Origin of the sequence: Celerinatantimonas sediminis (genome assembly GCF_046054195.1) — a bacterium.
Classification (GTDB): Bacteria; Pseudomonadota; Gammaproteobacteria; order Enterobacterales; family Celerinatantimonadaceae; genus Celerinatantimonas.
On the sequence record NZ_JBEQCS010000005.1, the window covers coordinates 144317 to 162264 of the forward strand.

The window sequence follows — 17948 nt, forward strand, 5'->3', positions numbered from 1 at the left end:
GTTAACGCAATAATTAGATGACAAGGCCAGCGAAACGCTGGCCTTTTTTATAATTTCAATGCAATTGCGGCCGTTTGGCGACCATCTCAACGACATCGGCCATCCCTGTGTGATAAATCCCTTCCACCACATTTTTTTGTAATTGCCGACAGGTTAAAAGATTTAACTCTTTAAAATCTTGTTGCAGTTCAGAGAGCTCCACCAACATTTCTCGTTTTTTCGGCCCACCGGTGCCCAATTGCAACTGCCAAGGAGAATAAGCCTGATAGATAATCACACCACCTGGCGCTAAATGTTCACACATCTGTCGATGCACCTGAGCGCGCAGTGCCAATGGCAGATGACAAAAGATCATCACCATTAAATCGAACTGACCCGCAAATTGATATTCGGCTAAATCAGCAACCGTGTAATCCAGCGACACATGCTGCGCTTTGGCAAGTTTCTGTGCTTTTTTCTGCCCTTCGATAGAGCCATCAACAGCATGGACATCATGACCAAGGCGCGCTAAATAAACACCATTGCGCCCTTCACCTTCGCCAATCGTCAATACGCGGCGTGGTTTTTGCCCCAGCAATTGCATCTGCTGCACTAAAAACTGGCTTGGTTCACAACCATAAACATAAACATCGGCTGAAAATCGTTCATCCCACATCGACTCACCTCACTATTTTAGATTTTACTAATATAGAGTGTTTTAGAAAACCCAGCAACCATCTTTACCCACTGCCAAAAGCTCGTTATGGTAGAAAGCTGACACGGTCAAAGGATTTTTCATGAGCAGTTCATCTTCGGCTATTTCTCACTTAAGTAATCAAACATGGCTCAGCCACCCACTCGCTCGCTTAACCCTGGCACTAGTTGCAACATTATTGTGGGGAAGCGCTTTTCCGCTGGTAAAATTAGGTTATAGCAGCTTCGCTATTGCCCATAATCAGCCCTTTATGCAACTGCTCTTTGCTGGATATCGCTTTAGTGGTGCCGGATTACTGCTGTTGGTGTTAAGCAGTATTATCTACCGTAAAACTTGGCAATTCAGCTTTTCTAAATCACTGTCAATTGTCAAGGTTGGCAGCACTCAGACCCTCGCGCAATATATTTTCTTTTATATGGGACTGGCGCTTGCTAGCGGTATTTCCAGTGCAATCGTTGCCAGCGCTGCACCATTTTTTCAGCTAATCATTGCTCATTTACTGTTCGCCGATGATCGCTTATCGCGACGCAAATTACTCAGCGCTCTGTTGGGGTTTTGCGGCATTGGCTTTTATCATCTGATGGAACATGGCTGGGCATTTCATCTGGGCATTGGTGAAGGATTGATGCTGATTGCGATGCTCTTTAGCGCTTACGGTAATATTTTAAATAAACGCAACGTCAGCCAAGAGCTGCCCGTGTTACCTCTGACCGCCTGGCAGATGCTATTTGGCGGCGTTATCTTAATTGTCATTGGGGCCTGCAAAGTTGGATTGACCCCTTTTCACTTTTCAGTGCATGCCAGCATTTTATTAATCTATTTATGTGTTTTATCCGCCAGCGCCTTTTTAATTTGGAACACACTGATGGCGCACAACCAAGTCAGTAAAGTGTCCATCTTTTTATTTCTAATTCCAATTTTCGGAGTCACCTTATCAGCTGTAATTTTAAATGAAGCGCTGCACTGGTATGTTGCACCCGCGCTGACTCTGATTATCATTGGCATTATCTTATCCAACCGACCAGAGAGAACCTAACCTGCCCTCTTAGATTTGCAATAGAACCGATAAATTGTTGCAATAATGGTTAGGGGTGGTTGATCTTTGGTGATTGCTCTAAAAATAATCGCAAAAAATCAACCGCCTTAAATGCCATTAGCCGTGAAACTAAGGAGGTATTTGTGATTCCAACCTGGTTGAACATATGTGCTTGGATTTCAATCATTTTAGGGATTTTATCAGCGCTGTTACTGATCGCTGACGTCACCAATCGGCCACAACATATGCAGGTGATGAATTGGGTATGGCCACTATGCGCCCTGTTCGGACACCTCTTTATTTTGTGGATTTATTACCGCTTTGCCCGCGCCAGCAAATCTGCTGGGCACTCACATCACGAACATCACGAACATCACGAACATCACGAACATCACGAACATCATCATGATGGCAACCACCATCAACAGAGGCAACAACCATCGACCATTCAGGTAATTAAAGGCACTTTGCACTGCGGTAGCGGCTGCACTTTAGGCGATATTATTGCTGAAACACTGGCCTTTAATTGTGCCTCAATCGCGATGGTATTTGGTTATCAGCAACTATTTTCGCATCAGATCTTTGCCATTTGGGTATTCGATTTCATTCTCGCCTTCGTTATTGGCATTATTTTTCAGTATTTGGCAATAAAACCAATGCATCAGATGAGCCGTACAACTGCGCTCATTCAGGCAATTAAGGCCGATTTTTTATCGTTAACCTCGTGGCAAATAGGCATGTACGGGTTTATGGCCATTGCCCATTTTTATATTTTTGCACATGTCCTAAATATCGCGCTAAGCGCTAATTTGCCGAGCTTTTGGCTGATGATGCAAATTGCCATGTTCTGTGGGTTATTAACGGCAATGCCAGTAAACAGAGCGTTGATTAAACATCATATTAAAGAAGCAATGTAGGCAAATCTGTGACAGTGTGATCGCTAAAACAATTAATAAAATAATGTTTCTATATAATTGGAACATTATTTTATATTTGGATAAAAGACAATGCCTAGTGTGATGACTCATTACGTTAAGATAATCGCCGGATTAGCTTTGCCAGCCTTACCCTGCATCGCTTTAGCGGCCACGACAGCGCCTATGTCACTAAAAATAGCGCCATTAAGTGTGGATGACCACTCGGTTGTACTTACCTGGCAGGCGCCAGTGGATATCAGCCAAATCCAAGGCTATCAAATTCTAAAAGATGGCAAAGTGATTACCTCCGCCCGCGACAATAACCAACAGCACGCAGCTAGCGCACCTTATATTAAATCCTTTTATCAACGTAACACAGACCACTTTGCAGTCCCAATCGTCTGGCAAAGTGCCACCATCGATGATTTATCCCCCAACCAACACTATCAATTTGCCGTTCGCACCATTGCAAAAGATGGCTCACTCTCAACGCCAACGCCAGCAGTTGCTGTTACGACGACGCTTAAACCGACCATTGTTTCTATTGCTGACTATGGCGCTCAAGGCGATGGCAAAACATTAAATACCCAAGCGATTCAAAAAGCGATTGATGCCTGCCCGAGCAACTGCCAATTAGTGATCCCAAGCGGGACATTTAAAACTGGTTCACTGTTTTTAAAAAGCAATATGACCCTGCATCTTAATCAAGGTGCAGTTTTATTAGGATCGACCAATCCTGCCGATTATCCAGCGGGGTACAAGCTTTATCCATACTCTCAAACCATGCGGCCAGCTTCTTTAATCAATGCGATAAAAACTGGCTCGCGTGAGGCTGGAACGTTTACCAATATTAGGATCACAGGCTCTGGCACTATTGATGGCAACGGCTGGAAACAGACTAAAAAGCCTTACACAGACACGCTTGGACAAGCCCAACCCCATTATATTCAAAGTAGCAGTAGCCATTATGCAGCAGATGGCATATTGGCTAAAAATCAGGTCAAAGCAGCGCTTGCCAATGGCATGAACTTACATCTGGCTTATGGCCAAATGCGCTCGAGCCTCATCACCTTGATTGGTGTAAAAAACCTCTATGTCAGCGGGATCACGATGCGTAATCCCGCCGATCATGGTTTGATGATCCTCACCAGCCGCAACGTGGCAGTCAATTCAGTTAAGGCGCTCACTTTTGATGCTAATAATGGTGATGGCGTTGAGTTAGGGAACACGCAACAAGCCATGGTCTTTAACAGTTATTTTGATACTGGCGATGACAGCATTAACTTTGCCGCAGGCACTGGCAAACTCGCCAGTGTCGAGCCAAGTGTTTCGCATGTGCGGCTATTTAACAACTTCTTTCATCACGGTCATGGAGCAGTGGTCTTAGGCAGCCACACAGGCGCAGGGATGAGTGATATCACAGCACAAAACAGTGTTGTGGATGGCTCCAATATTGGTCTGCGCATTAAAAGTTCAACCATTATTGGCGGCGGCGTCAGTGATATTCACTTTGAGAACATGGCACTTAAAAATATCGTCAATAACGCTCTGACAATCACCTTAAAATATACCGACCCTAGCGCGTCCATTGACTATCCAAGCGCAACGACACCCGTAGAAATTGATCAGATTCATTTAAGCCACGTCAGTGTCGATGGTATTAGCGGCACGCAGCCATCACTTAATGTACAAGGCGCCGGCACTCATCAAAGCTGGTATAGCGATGTCACGTTGGATGAGGTGAAACTGCGCAACGTAACACCGACTGATATTGAAGATCTCAAGAATAGCCAGTTTAACCAGGTAGATTTTCTGTCCGTTAAAGGTAGTCAGCAGCCATGGGGGTTCCACCATGTCCAAAACCTCTTAGTTAACGGCCGCAAAGTTTCATTGAACTAGTAACCAATACAAAGCGCACCATTTAGTGCGCTTTGTTCGGCATTTTAATCGCAGGAATATCCACTTATTTAATACCAGAGAAACCGAAGCTGCGCATAAATTGCTTTTGAAACACTAAAAACGTAATCACTAGTGGTGCGCAAACCATCAGCGTGCCTGAACTAACCAGCCCCCAGTCACCACCTGATTCAGCGCCCATCGCAAAGGAAACCAAACCGATAGTCAGCAGCTGCTTACCCGGATCGCTTAACACCATCAATGGCCACAGGTACTCATTCCAGTGGTAAGTAACACTCACCACGGCAAACGCAAGCATAGCTGGACGCGCCAATGGTAAGAGAACATGCCAGATCACCTGCCACCAGCGTGCGCCTTCTAAGATCGCCGCCTCTTCAAGCTCTTTGGGAATATTCATAAATGTTTGACGCATCAAAAACACACCAATGCCTGAGGCAAAATAAGGCAGCATTGCCCCTGTTAAGGTATCTAACAAGTCCATCGATTGTAAGGTGAGCAAATTTGGCACCATCACCATCACGGGCATGATCATCATCTGCATTAAAAATGCGTAAAACAGCAGTTGTTTGCCAGCAAACTGATAATAGGCAAATACATAGCCACAGATGGTAATCGCCACCAACTGCACCACCAGCGTGCCAAAGGTAAAAAATATCGTATTTAGATACAGACCAATCCAATCGGCACTATTCCACGCCTCTTTAAAGTGACTGAGCGAAAAAGCCCCCGATGGAAGCAACGATGCCATTTGCGGACCAAACAAAGTCGGCCCGAATGATGATTTAACCATCCATAAGATTGGAGCCAACCAAACAATTGCTAGCGCAATTAACAAAATAACCAGAGCGCTGACACTCAAACGAGGCTTAACTGCGCTCATAATGTGTTCCTTTTTCCATCAGTCGAAGATTCACAACTGTTATCACCATCATCACAATCAACAAAACAAAAGTCGCCGCAGAAGCCTTGCCATAATCATTGGTTTGCGTTGCCAGCTGAGTGATGTAGTAAAGCAATACATTGGTTGACTGATTAGGCCCGCCTTGGGTCATCACCGCGACATGATCAATCTGAGTCACTGCATAGATAAATGCGACAATCACCACAAAATTTAATGTCGGACGCAAAAGCGGCAATGTGACAGACCAAAATATCTGCCAGCGATTAGCCCCTTCCATACGGGCTGCGGCAATAATGTCATCATCAATCGACTGTAATCCCGCTAAGAAAAACAGCATGTAGTAACCGGTGAACTTCCAAATACCGATCGCCGCCAAGGCAATCAGGGCTGAACTTTTTACGCCTAAATAGTTATTATTCATCCAACCAAACAGCTGACTTAAATAGTAATCAAGCAGCCCCATGCTGGGCAGATAAACAAATAAAAATAGCGTCGCCACACTCACCAGCGGCAGAACCATCGGCATAAAAATCACTGCTCTTAAGCACTGGTTAAATCGGCTGTTACGCCGAAGCGCTAACGCCAATAGCAAAGCCAACACCAAGCTTGGGATCATGGTCATGATGATATATAACAGGTTGTTTAATAAGGCTTGCCAAAAGACAGAATCGTGAAACAAACGCAGGTAGTTGTTCCATCCGACATAATGCACCGCCATGCTTAAACGAGTGTCAAACAAACTATCAAAGATAGAGCGCACCACCGGCAGATAGGTAAATAACACCAAAAAGATAAGGCTAGGAAGTAATAACAAATAGGGACGAAGACGAAAGCCCATAACATTCCTTTAAGATTAAAAAGGGCAGGCTCAGCTGCCCCAAAAGATTTATTGCTGATTTAGCGCACTTTGGCTCTGATAAGGCGCTAAGATTTTATCGGCGTTTTGCTGCGCTTTTTGTGCAGCCGCAGCGGCAGATACGCTCTTATCACTAATCAGCGCCGCCAATTGGTTTTCCATCGCTTGGCGCACCGCCACTGTTTCGTATGTGCTGTACCAAGGATACGCATATTTAAGCTGCTCAAAGGCGACCTTAGCGCTGGGATATTTGGCTAAGAATTGCTTCATTTCAGGTAAATCATAGGCTTGTTTACGCGGAGCAAAATAGCCGGTAAAACGCGACCACTGGCCATTGATTTTAGGGCTGGTTAGATAGCGCAATAATTCATAGGCGGCTTTTTTCTGTTCATCACTAATGCCTTTAAATGACACCAGTGACGCACCACCAATAATCACCCCACGACGAACATTTTTCGGTAACATCGCAACACCTAAATGAAACGATTTGACATGGTTACGGATAAATGTGAGCGAGCCAGTTGAGAGAATGGTCATACCCAATTTACCGGAGAGGAACTGCGCATCAATCTGTTTTGAATCCAGCACCCCTTTAGGCATGGTTTTATCTTTAAAAACAAGATCTTTATACAGAGTCAGAGCCCCGATGGTGGTCACTGAATTGTAATAGACTTCACCGGGGTAGTCCGGGTTATTAAAGTTGCCACCATTGGCATGAACCAAAGATGAAAGCACCCAACCACCGTAGTCATTATTGGTTGAAGGCAGCATAATGCCCCACTGACCGTTTTGTGCTGAAGTTAACTTGCGAGCATCAGCGCGAAGCTCCTGCCAAGTTTGTGGCGCGCCTTTAATGCCAGCTTTTTTAAATAGGTCTTTGTTGAAATACAACAGCGGTGTTGAGTTATGAAATGGAATGGCGTAGGCCTTGCCTTCAAACATCGCGTTTTTCTGTACCGCTTTAAAAAAGTTCTCTTTTAAAAAGGCGGTTGCATCTTTATCTGAGCCATATTGAAACAATTCACTCATTGGCAAAATTTGCTGGTTAATTGCCAAATCAGCCGTATAGTTCGCTGACATAATCACCAGCGCAGGTGGCCACCCTGCTTTGGCCGCAGCTTCTGCTTTTTGTTTGGTTGTATCGTAGCTCCCGGTAAAGATAGGTCGAACTTTAATATTCGGATGAGCCTGATTAAAATCTTTCACCAGCTGATTCATTTTAACCGTTAATTTGCCATCGACCGGGGCCGGAAACATCATATCGATATGAGTAGCAGCCATCGCTGGCACCATCGAACCAAGCGTCAATAATCCTGCGATTAACGTCTGTTTTTTCATCATAAATCCTTTATCAAGAGGCGTTGATAAGTCTTGGCGCAAAACAAGTGCACTCGCTGCGCTTGAAAGTGACAGCTCAGCGATTGCCCGATATCCGGAAGGCTCGCCTCGTTATCACAGAAAAGTTGAACCGTGCCGAAATCAGCACGAAGTGTTAATAATCGAACATGTCCAAGGAGCTCTTGGCGCTCAAAACGGGCGTTAAACTGGTTTTGTCCATCGCGACTTTCACCCAAGTGGATGTGCTCCGGACGCAGCCCCAACCACAGTGAATCGTGATTTTCGCGAACGGGTATCTGCCAGTTGGCAAAATGAAGAGCGCCGTTATGTATGGGGACTTGCCAAGTATTCATACTTGGCGAGCCGATAAAGCGCGCGACAAAGAGGTTGTTTGGACTCTGGTAGAGTTGCTCTGGCGTACCAATTTGCTGAATTTGTCCTTTATCAAGAACCACGATGCGATCGGCCATCGTCATAGCTTCGACCTGATCATGCGTGACATAAATGGTCGTGACTTTGAGCTGTTCATGCATCGCCATAATGCCATCGCGCACATCATGACGCAGCTTGGCATCTAAGTTAGAGAGCGGCTCATCCATTAAAAAGAGCTGCGGATTGCGCACAATGGCGCGCGCCATTGCCACCCGCTGGCGTTGGCCACCCGAGAGCTCTTTGGGGCGGCGTTTAAGCAGCTCATCGAGCTGTAACATTGATACTGTTTTATCAATTAACAGCTGATTTTCTTTTAATTTTTCACCGCGCACTTTCATCCCAAAGGTAATGTTTTTCTCGACACTCATATGGGGGAAAAGCGCATAGTTTTGAAAAATCATCGAAAAATTACGCTCTCTGGGAGAGCGCGCCGTTATATCGGTTTGGTCGCAATAGATATGGCCCGAAGAGACCTCTTCAAGACCTGCAATCATTCGCAGCAGCGTTGATTTTCCACATCCCGAAGCACCCACTAACACCAAAAATTCGCCATTTTCTATCTCTAGCGAAAGATTTTCGATAATAGGTTGCTCGGCATAGCGCTTGGTTACCTGTTGCAGTTGTAGTTGACTCATTTGCCACCCACCCAAGGGAAACGCCGCACACCCTGAAATAGTTGGAAATGATGCTGGAAACTCACCCAGCGATCATCATCGCTTAAGGTATGAATCAGACATGAAGGTTGATCAAACTGATAGGAAGGCGTTGCATCGCGTTGATAGACCGGGATCTGAATTGAAGTTGCTGGCGCACTGACAATTGCCACACCTTGGTAAAAGGTCGTCGTATAGCAGTGGTTGTGCCCGCAATAAATGCCCTCTAAATGAGAAAACTGCTCACAAAGAGCCAACAGTTTGTCCCCGTTCTGACAGTTAATCGGGTCCATATGCGCAGAATTGAGCGCAAGCGGCGGATGGTGCATAAAAATTGCCACAGGCAAACTCGTCTGTGAAAGCTGATAAGCGACCCAATCCAATGTTGCTTGGCTGAGCTGACCATAAGTCTGCTCTGGCACTGTTGAGTCGATAAACAGTAGTGTTCGCTTGGCTAAATCAACTCGATAGCGCACTTGCTCAGCGCTTAAAAGTGGCTCACACAATGGCGCTAAATGCTCTAAAAAAGCAGCCGTTCGGTCATGGTTGCCATTAATTAAATAAAGTGGGCAACGTGCATAATTTAAGATTTTTGCCGCTGCTTGATACTGCGGTTTGGTCCCATCGTTCGTGATATCACCAGAGACAATAATCGCATCGATAGGGTCAATGAGATGATTCAACTGATGAATAATATCTGCGTTATGCGCATTCACATCAACGCTGTCGTACAACCGCTCACCCTGAGCGACAAAATGCATATCACTTAATTGCGCAATTCGCATAATTCCTCGTACACCTTGAATTTCTGGCGACTAGGCTAGCGACTATAAATGACAGTTACATGGCAGATTATTGACAAATAGATAACACTAAATTACTAATACTTTTATTAAGAAGAGAGTTGCTAGCGGGGAGGAAGGGCTGTCGACCTAACTGCGAAATTAGGATTACCAAAAAGTAATGGGTGTCGACAGCCCAACAACTGTGATTGGGTTTGCACTCAATCGCTATATAGAGTGCACATTTTTAGCGATAAAAATCAAGATCTAAAACACAAACCCAATGAATGGTTGGCTATACTAACGATATTCAGCGTAATGTCTACTTTTAAAAACAATTTTATCAATTTGAATTTTGATTCAAATTGTAAATCCCAACAGCATCTTGATATTTCATCGAAATTTGCAATTTTTCGTACAAATATTAAGCATTTTGAACCATCAATATGCTTTAGTCTGCTATCGCGCATCAACGAGTATTGTTATAGTGGGGATATTATTTCTCACTCCACAGGCGTACAACGATGTATCACTGTTTACTTAAAACCGCGATAGGCCCTTTGGCATTAAGTGCATCGGATGTAGGCCTTTGCCAGATTAGCTTCGACCCACCTAAGGAGCCATTGGATGAGCCAAAAAGACAAAATCCAATCTTAAAGCAGGCGTGTCAGGAGCTAGAAGAATACTTTCTAGGTCAAAGAGAGCAGTTTAGCGTTGCACTAGATGTGACAGGGAGCGACTTTCAAATGAAGGTCTACCAACAGCTTCGCCAAATTCCTTATGGACAAACACGAAGTTACAAAGAGATTGCACAGGCGCTGAATAAACCTGGCGCATCAAGAGCGGTTGGCATGGCCAACAATAAAAATCGTTTACCGATTATCATCCCCTGCCACCGAGTCATTGGTAGTAATGGCCAATTAGTGGGTTTTGCTGGCGGTTTAGGTGTAAAACAGCAGTTACTTGAACTTGAACGCAGCTATTCGCGAAGCGCACAATCGATAGCGGTATAAGACGATTAGACTTGTTGGGCCTTTAATTTAGCGGCGCCTATCACCGCTTGGCCCAAAGATAGGCCACCATCACCACACGGATATTGCTGGGCACATATAATCTGTTTAGATTTTAAATAATATTCAAAGCGCTCGCGCAGCAACAGATTATTCATCACGCCGCCACACAACACAATCGTCTTAATGTCGCGCTCTTTGGCAACTTGAAGCGCTATGTTTGCTAAACCATGCGCTAAGCCATCATGAAATAGCCACGCTTTTTGCCAAATTGAACCCTGCACATTGAGCCAAGCCTGCCAAAAACGGGCCATATCTAAAAATTTACGAGCGCCTTTTTGCATGAGCGTAACTGGCATTGATGTTGGAACATCACTTATGCGAGTGGCTAATTGCTCTAAGCTAATCGCGGCCTGTCCTTCATAATCAAGAGTGTGAGGCGCGCAGCCAAGATAAGCAGCAGCTGCATCAAACAGCCTGCCAGCTGAGCTTGCCAGAGGCGAATTGACCTGAGCTTTAATCGCTGCACTTAAAGGTTGGACTGGGCAATCAGCAAGCTCTTCGGGCCAGCGCTTTTGCCAATCTGGCACAAACGCCAGCCACTGCGCTAATAGATTTCGCCATGGCTGACGTGAGGCTAAATTGCCCCCAGGCAGAGCCACAGCAGGCAGCCCACCAACATGCTCAAAGCCTTGATAGTCAGCAACTAAGCACTCACCGCCCCACAAAGCGCCATCGTTGCCCATACCTAGGCCATCAAGACAAATTCCAACCACTTTGTGAGAGGCTTTAACATGAGCCTCCGCCATCGCGGCTGCCACATGTGCATGGTGGTGATAGACCTCAATAACCTGCGCATCGAGCTTATCTGCCAGAGCTTGCCCTATCTGATGGCTGTAGTAGCCTGGATGTGCGTCCAGCACAATCCATTGCGGATGCAGCTGATAAAGTTTCAGATAATGTTCAATCGCGCTCTGATACTGATTTTGCACCGATAATGGTGCTAAATCACCGAAATGGGCACTTAAAATCACCTCATTTTGACGAGCCAGCGCGAAGGTATTTTTAAGATCTGAGCCCATTGCCAACAATGGAGCAGATAATCGAAGCGATTCATCAATGCTGCAGCTTTGTGGCACATAACCACGGCTGCGGCGAAGCATAATCGGTTGCTGGGAAGAATCAAGCCGCAGCAGTGAGTCGTCAACCCGCGTAACAATTGCTCGATTATGTCCCAGCAAACCATCAAAAACAGAGGCTAGCTCTTTAAAAACCTGCTCATCATCAAGCATCGGCGCTTGAGCGGACAGATTTGCAGAGGTGAGCACCAAAGGCCGATTGAGAGCTCGCGAAAGCATGTGTTGCAGCGGATTTGATGGATAAATTAAACCTAGCTCATCAAGCATCGGTGCCACTAAAGAGGCAATTGGCGCATCATCTCGGCGTTTAAATAAACCGATGGGCGCAACACTTGAGGCCAGTAACTGATGCGCAGCTTCCAGTTGCTCCGCCACCACAAGCTTGGCCAGCCACTGACGATTAGGCACCATCAGCGCAAATGGTTTACTCATCCGCCGCTTTTTCTGGCGAAGCGTTGCCAGAGCTTGCTCATTGGTGCCATCACACACCAGATGAAAACCACCTAACCCTTTCAGTAAAATAATCTTACCTTGTTGCAGCATCTCAATCGCCGCATCCAGTGGAGCCAGATTAGCAGGCAAAGAGCAATGAGAACGCCACATAAGCGTTGGCCCACAATCGGGACAAGCCGTTGATTCAGCGTGAAAACGCCGATTATCGGGCGATTGATACTCTTTTAAGCAACTCGGACACAAGGGAAATTCACGCAAGCTCGTACGCTCGCGATCATAGGGCAGCGCTTCAATTACGCTAAAACGTGGGCCACAGTGCGTGCAGGTTGTAAATGGGTAAAGGTAACGATGACTCGTTGGGTCAAAAATTTCGGTTAAACACTCAGGACACGTTGCCGCATCCGGCGCAATCGCGGTTTGACTGCCATCCAGACAACTGGCTCGAATGGAAAAATTCGGGGGTGGCTGATGCCAGTGAAAAAACTGCCACCCCACGTTTTGGATATCAGATAAAGGCGGTGCATGCATACGCAAATCCTGTGTAAAACGATGCAAGTCAGGGATAGGATAGGCTCTGATTAACACGCCAGAGCCATCGTTACACACATCCCCAGACAGTTGATACTGCTTAGCCAACTGCCAAATAAACGGGCGAAATCCTACCCCTTGAATCGTTCCTTGAATACGAATCGCAACCGCCTGACTCATACCAATTTAAGCACCAACAGCTTGATCGACTGCATTACGAAGCCGTGCTTTTAACTCGCTGTAGACTTGCGCTGTATGATTTTCAGCCCAAACCTGATCGTCAATGGCACTAACTTTCACCGCACAGTATTTCGTTTCAGGTGTTTTTGAAGTTGGGTCTAGATTATCTTGAGTCAACTCGTTACAAGCACCAATCCACCACTGGTAAGTCATATAGACAGCACCTTTGTTGATGCGGTCATTGTAATTGGCGCGGGTAATCACTTTACCGCGAGCCGATTCAACCCAAACTAACTGCTGATCAACAACTCCTAGTTTGACTGCATCTTCAGGATTAATCTGCACAAATCCAGGTTCATCCGCCAAAGTACGCAAAGCAGCACAGTTACCACTCATTGACCGGCACGAGTAATGGCCAACTTCACGCACGGTACATAATACCAGTGGGAAATCTTTGCTTGGCCGTTCAGCTGGGCCGCGCCATTGCGTTGCGAACAACTGCGCTTTATGGCTTGGAGTGGAGAACTGGTTATCTCTATACAAGAATGGTGTTCCAGGATGATCCAGTGTTGTACATGGCCACTGAACGTGTCCTAAACCTTCCATTTTTTCGTAAGTTGCACCGTAGTACAGTGGGCAAAGCTCACGCAATTCATCCCAAATCTGTTTGTTGTCGTCATAGTGCATTGGATAACCCATTTCGGTGGCGATCAATGAAATGATTTCCCAGTCACGTTTGACGTTATATTTAGGTTCGATGGCTTTTTCAAAGCGTTGGAAGCCACGGTCAGCACAAGTAAAGACACCACCGTGTTCACCCCATGAGGTTGCTGGCAGTAAAACATCGGCTTGAGCGGCGGTTTTGGTCATAAAGATATCCTGAACAACCAAGAAATCGAGCGCTTCAATCCCTTTACGAACCAACCCTAAGTCAGCTTCAGTCTGCAGCGGATCTTCACCCATGATGTAATACGCTTTGACTTTACCTTCAAGAGCCAAATGAGGCACCTGAGTAATACGAACACCGACTTCTTTATCCATTTTTTCAGGGTCGATATTCCAAGCTTTCGCAAATTTTTCACGAACGGCAGGGTCAGTCACTTTTTGATAGCCTGGGAACAAATCAGGCAGAACGCCCATGTCACAGCCACCTTGCACGTTATTCTGGCCACGAACAGGAGCTACCCCTGCGCCTTCTCGGCCAAGGTTACCAGTTAATGCAGCAACAGTTGAAAGGCCTTTAACCACTTCGGTACCTTGACCGAACTGAGTCACGCCCATCCCCCACATAATGACCGCAGATGGCGCAGCGGCATAAGTGCGCATAGCTTGGCGAACATCACCTGCTGGCACACCAGTAATCTCTTCGACCTGCTCTGGCGCGTAATCTTTTACGACGTCCCAAAGTTTTTCATACCCTTCGGTATATTTGGCAACGTATTCTTTATCGTAAAGATTTTCTTCAATCAAGGTGTGAATGAAGGCGTTAACCAGCGCCATATTTGAGCCGTTATGCAGTTGCAGATGTTGATCGGCAATACGGGCTGTTTCAATTTTACGAGGGTCACAAACAATGATTTTAGCGCCGTTTTCACGAGCTTTAACCACGCGTCGCGCCACAATTGGGTGTGAATCAGCGCAGTTATAACCGAAAACTAGCAAACAGTTTGATTTTTCAATCCCTGAGATTGAAATACTCATCGCACCGTTACCTAACGTTTCGCGAAGACCCGCCACTGATGGACCATGGCAAACACGAGCACAGCAGTCTACGTTGTTTGAACCAATCACCGCACGGGCAAATTTTTGCATCACGAAGTTAGTTTCGTTACCAGTACCACGCGATGAACCAGTGGTCATAATCGAGCGAGGACCATATTGCTCTTTAATTTCGCTTAAGCGCTTAGCAGTATATTTAATCGCTTCGTCCCAGCTCACCACTTCAAATGGTTCGCCGCGTTTACGCCGGATCATTGGTTCGCGAATACGAGGAGTTAATAATTTAGTATCGTTTAAGAAATCCCAGCCGTAATAGCCTTTTAGGCATAGTTCGTTTTGGTTTGTAGCACCATCAGCCCCTTCGGCACGAATGATTTTGCCATCTTCAACGACCAGATTTAATTTACAGCCAGCCCCGCAATAAGGACATACAGTAGTTACTTTTTTCATCTTTAAATCCTGGAATCTTAGAAAATTGAGGCGCTGGCATCGAGTGCGGCGCGGCGACGTTTTTCAGCATTCATTTTGGCCAGTTCACTACGGTCGACACACCGCAGAGCTTTGGTCGGACAGACGCTGACACACGATGGGCCTTCAGGTTTGTCATAACACAGGTCACATTTATTGGCTTCGGCTTTTTCGACAACCACATTCACTGCCGCTCCGGTATTACGAACGACCGGATGAGTGACCACTTCCATTGCGCCATAAGGGCAAGCCACAACACAGGTTTTACAGCCGATGCAACGATCTTGTAAGACGTGAACAAAATCACCTTCGCGACGAATCGCCCCGTTAGGGCAAACATTCGCGCAAGGAGCATCTTCGCACTGGTGGCATAATGTGGCAGTGCTGATATTGCCACCTTTGATAACTCGAATTCGTGGGGTGAAATTAATTGGATCAACTTCGGTTACATCGCCGTGAGCATCGTGAGCCACGACACAGGCTACCTCACAAGTCCGACAGCCGATGCATTTATTTGCATCCGCCAAAATAAAACGATTCATGAGCACTCCCATTGTTAGTATTCGGTATAAAACGCCTGGATACCGCTATTTTGTATTTGCTATACATAATCCAAGCCAATTTATTTTTTATATATATTTCAATAAATTAACTAAAAATAATGAAATAAAAATTGCCTAATTTCTCGTCATTTCGACACAAATGACGAAGGTGACGAAGCTCATAAACAAGACTCGTCAGCCATTTCATCGATAAGCGGAGGCAGTTGCCGCCAGAGTTCTTTGGCGTCATTAAGCAATTGCGCCAGCTGGACACTGGCATCTTTGACCGCCTCAGTCATGGGATAGCAAAATCCGACGATGTCAGGTTGAATGCCAATCATCACCACTTCGCCCACCGCTTCTTTTAGATCATCGATGAGAAAATTAAGCGGCATACTGTGGGTACTCATCAGCATCATTTCACCAATCATATCCGGGTCAATCTGACGAATGGCGCCAGGCTGCAAGCCCATTTCAGTAGCATCGACAATCACTAAGGTTTTAGGCGCGCATTGTCGAATCGCCGCGCTTTCACCTTCAGGGAAACTGCCACCGACATAAACCTGCCAATCGCTATTGCGCTCGTTCAACATATTGGCAACCAGCACACCAGCCCCGTCATCGCCCATCATGTCGTTACCGACACATAAAATTGCTTTGGTTGCGTTAGTCATTAAGCCTCCGGACAATTAAGTGAATGGCTTTTTCTTGTTGGATCATCTCAAGCAATTGCATGAGTTGATCGCGCCAACTTAGAAACCGAGCCTCACAATCTTCATTCATGGCGCTCAGTGCCTTGGCCAACATCACCACATGAGACGCATCGATAATAATTTCGCCGTATTTTGGCAACCCTGCTAATTTGGCGTGTGCATGGGGCTCTTCAATGAGCGCAAGCCAGCGCTGATAATCGTCATAATCACAGCTAAATTCAGGCTCAAAGCAGTCAATAACCCCGAGATGATGGCCAATTGCTAGCCCGTAATAGACCAGTTGCTGGCTTTGTGCCGGGCTTTGCTTTTCGTCGATAAATTTGCGGCGCAGAGCAAAAAAAGTCACCGTTTCACTCATGCTCGAATCTCATCGGTTAATTGTGCCAGCTGGGTCATAATTTCAGTTAAGCGAGGGTCATCACGCTCTTGCAAAAAGTGATTAAGCGCTTGGCTTGACTGCGGTTTCACCAATAGTGCTAAAAACTCATCAGCAATTTGATGACCATAGCGATAACCGGCTAGAGCTCGCGCTTTGCGCTCAATAGCAACGCGCAGGCTTGGCGCAACTTTAGGGTGACGAAGCTCGGCAGGTTTGACGTCATTTAGGGACGCATCGCGAGCATGAATTTTCTGATCCAATAAACCCAGCGCCATGGCTAAACCATATAAAGTGGCAGCCGGGGTTGGTGGGCAACCTGGAATATACACATCAACGGGTAAAATTTTATCGGTGCCGCCCCAAACGCAATAAAGATCGTGAAAGATGCCGCCGCTATTACCACAGGCGCCATAAGAAACCACAATTTTAGGATCCGGCGCTGAATCATAAGCAAGCAGTGCGGGCACTCGCATTGAGCGTGTTACCGCCCCTGTATAGAGTAAGATATCCGCATGCCTTGGCGAGGGAACGACTTTAATGCCAAAGCGCTCAGCGTCAAACAGTGGCGAAATGGAAGCAAAAATTTCAATTTCGCAGGCGTTACAACCACCGCAATCGACGCGATAAACATAAGCAGAACGCCCAATCTGGTTGAGCAATGTGCGTTTCATCTGGGCAACGGTTTCATCAATACTGACCGGGATAGGTTGTCCCTGACTATCACGAGGTCCAATCAGTTCACTCATGCTTTTACCTCCCGTAATAATCGGCTAATCTGCACCCGCTGCGACTGTGTGACATTGTGTTTTCGTTTGCACTCTGGGCAGGTATAAAGCTGGTCTATCAGCGTTTGTTCATCAGTGTATTGACCACTTTGCAATAACACTTCTTTGGCATATTCCAACTCTTTGGTCACCGCAAAAGGTTTGCCACATTCACGACAATGCTGAATTGGAAAGTCCGCTTTCATGTATAAGTCGTCTTTATTCCAAGCAGCAAGCTGCACCTCTTGCCCCAATTCAATGGCTCCTGTTGGGCAAACCTCTTCACAGCGCGCACAGAAAATGCAGCGGCCTAAAAATAACGACCAGTGCTGGGTATCGGTGGCCACATCGGTTTTGATTGACAGGGCATTCGCCGGACATGCGTTCACACACGCGCCACAGGCGATACACTGAGAACTGTCGTGTTCAGGTTTGCCACGAAAGTTTTTATCAACATCCGGCGGTGTCAGAGGATCGGTTCCAGTAACGACCCCGGTTTTTAGTGCTTTTTTAAAAAATTTCAGCAT

The 17948-nt window shown here is 46.1% G+C and carries 17 protein-coding genes; 4 read left to right on the forward strand and 13 right to left on the reverse strand.

Features of this window, described 5'->3' with window-relative positions:
* Window positions 1–55: 55 nt before the first annotated feature.
* Window positions 56–655, reverse strand: a complete 600-nt coding sequence (locus ABTQ23_RS08105; RefSeq protein ID WP_408615185.1) for a class I SAM-dependent methyltransferase — start codon at window positions 653–655, stop codon at window positions 56–58.
* A gap of 121 nt (window positions 656–776) precedes the next feature.
* On the opposite strand from ABTQ23_RS08105, the gene ABTQ23_RS08110 reads away from it, so the two are divergent.
* The 3 genes from ABTQ23_RS08110 (at window position 777) to ABTQ23_RS08120 (ending at window position 4546) form a co-directional block, all read left to right on the forward strand.
* Window positions 777–1730 (forward strand): DMT family transporter, encoded by a 954-nt coding sequence (locus ABTQ23_RS08110; RefSeq protein ID WP_408615186.1) that lies wholly within the window; start codon window positions 777–779, stop codon window positions 1728–1730.
* A 143-nt stretch (window positions 1731–1873) separates the two neighbouring features.
* A complete protein-coding gene (locus ABTQ23_RS08115) occupies window positions 1874–2647 on the forward strand; it encodes a DUF4396 domain-containing protein (protein WP_408615187.1) in 774 nt (257 codons plus the stop codon).
* 90 nt (window positions 2648–2737) lie between these two features.
* Window positions 2738–4546 (forward strand): glycosyl hydrolase family 28 protein, encoded by a 1809-nt coding sequence (locus ABTQ23_RS08120; protein WP_408615188.1) that lies wholly within the window; start codon window positions 2738–2740, stop codon window positions 4544–4546.
* 64 nt (window positions 4547–4610) lie between these two features.
* Here ABTQ23_RS08120 and ABTQ23_RS08125 read toward each other — a convergent pair whose 3' ends face one another.
* From ABTQ23_RS08125 to ABTQ23_RS08145, 5 genes are read right to left on the reverse strand one after another with little or no spacing between them, the layout of a single operon-like run.
* Entirely contained in the window at window positions 4611–5444 is an 834-nt protein-coding gene (locus tag ABTQ23_RS08125) for a carbohydrate ABC transporter permease (protein ID WP_408615189.1), read from the reverse strand.
* Window positions 5431–6303, reverse strand: coding sequence for a carbohydrate ABC transporter permease (locus tag ABTQ23_RS08130; protein WP_408615190.1), 873 nt, complete (start codon window positions 6301–6303; stop codon window positions 5431–5433). Before ABTQ23_RS08130 ends, ABTQ23_RS08125 begins: the two co-directional genes overlap by 14 nt.
* Before the next feature lie 48 nt (window positions 6304–6351).
* Complete coding sequence (locus tag ABTQ23_RS08135; protein ID WP_408615191.1) at window positions 6352–7662, reverse strand: ABC transporter substrate-binding protein; 1311 nt, start codon at window positions 7660–7662, stop codon at window positions 6352–6354.
* Window positions 7659–8726: an ABC transporter ATP-binding protein gene (locus tag ABTQ23_RS08140; protein WP_408615192.1), complete on the reverse strand. Its 1068-nt coding sequence runs from the start codon at window positions 8724–8726 to the stop codon at window positions 7659–7661. The genes ABTQ23_RS08135 and ABTQ23_RS08140 overlap by 4 nt, the downstream gene beginning before the upstream one ends.
* Complete coding sequence (locus ABTQ23_RS08145; protein ID WP_408615193.1) at window positions 8723–9529, reverse strand: metallophosphoesterase; 807 nt, start codon at window positions 9527–9529, stop codon at window positions 8723–8725. The genes ABTQ23_RS08140 and ABTQ23_RS08145 overlap by 4 nt, the downstream gene beginning before the upstream one ends.
* A 521-nt stretch (window positions 9530–10050) precedes the next feature.
* Here ABTQ23_RS08145 and ABTQ23_RS08150 point away from each other — a divergent pair.
* The gene (locus ABTQ23_RS08150; protein ID WP_408615194.1) at window positions 10051–10539 is read left to right on the forward strand and encodes a methylated-DNA--[protein]-cysteine S-methyltransferase; all 489 of its coding nucleotides are present in this window, start codon (window positions 10051–10053) and stop codon (window positions 10537–10539) included.
* Between the two features lie 5 nt (window positions 10540–10544).
* Here the strand turns inward: ABTQ23_RS08150 and hypF are convergent, their stop codons facing one another.
* From hypF to ABTQ23_RS08185, 7 genes are all read right to left on the reverse strand, one after another.
* Complete coding sequence (hypF, locus tag ABTQ23_RS08155; protein WP_408615195.1) at window positions 10545–12836, reverse strand: carbamoyltransferase HypF; 2292 nt, start codon at window positions 12834–12836, stop codon at window positions 10545–10547.
* A 6-nt stretch (window positions 12837–12842) separates the two neighbouring features.
* Window positions 12843–15005 (reverse strand): formate dehydrogenase subunit alpha, encoded by a 2163-nt coding sequence (gene fdhF / locus ABTQ23_RS08160; RefSeq protein ID WP_408615196.1) that lies wholly within the window; start codon window positions 15003–15005, stop codon window positions 12843–12845.
* A 17-nt stretch (window positions 15006–15022) separates the two neighbouring features.
* Window positions 15023–15565 (reverse strand): electron transport protein HydN, encoded by a 543-nt coding sequence (gene hydN, locus ABTQ23_RS08165; protein ID WP_408615197.1) that lies wholly within the window; start codon window positions 15563–15565, stop codon window positions 15023–15025.
* A gap of 179 nt (window positions 15566–15744) precedes the next feature.
* Entirely contained in the window at window positions 15745–16239 is a 495-nt protein-coding gene (hycI, locus tag ABTQ23_RS08170; protein WP_408615198.1) for a hydrogenase maturation peptidase HycI, read from the reverse strand.
* A complete protein-coding gene (gene hycH, locus ABTQ23_RS08175; RefSeq protein ID WP_408615199.1) occupies window positions 16232–16636 on the reverse strand; it encodes a formate hydrogenlyase maturation protein HycH in 405 nt (134 codons plus the stop codon). Before hycH ends, hycI begins: the two co-directional genes overlap by 8 nt.
* On the reverse strand, window positions 16633–17403 hold the full coding sequence (locus ABTQ23_RS08180; RefSeq protein WP_408615200.1) for an NADH-quinone oxidoreductase subunit B family protein: 771 nt from the start codon (window positions 17401–17403) through the stop codon (window positions 16633–16635). Before ABTQ23_RS08180 ends, hycH begins: the two co-directional genes overlap by 4 nt.
* A complete protein-coding gene (locus ABTQ23_RS08185; protein WP_408615201.1) occupies window positions 17400–17948 on the reverse strand; it encodes a formate hydrogenlyase complex iron-sulfur subunit in 549 nt (182 codons plus the stop codon). The genes ABTQ23_RS08180 and ABTQ23_RS08185 overlap by 4 nt, the downstream gene beginning before the upstream one ends.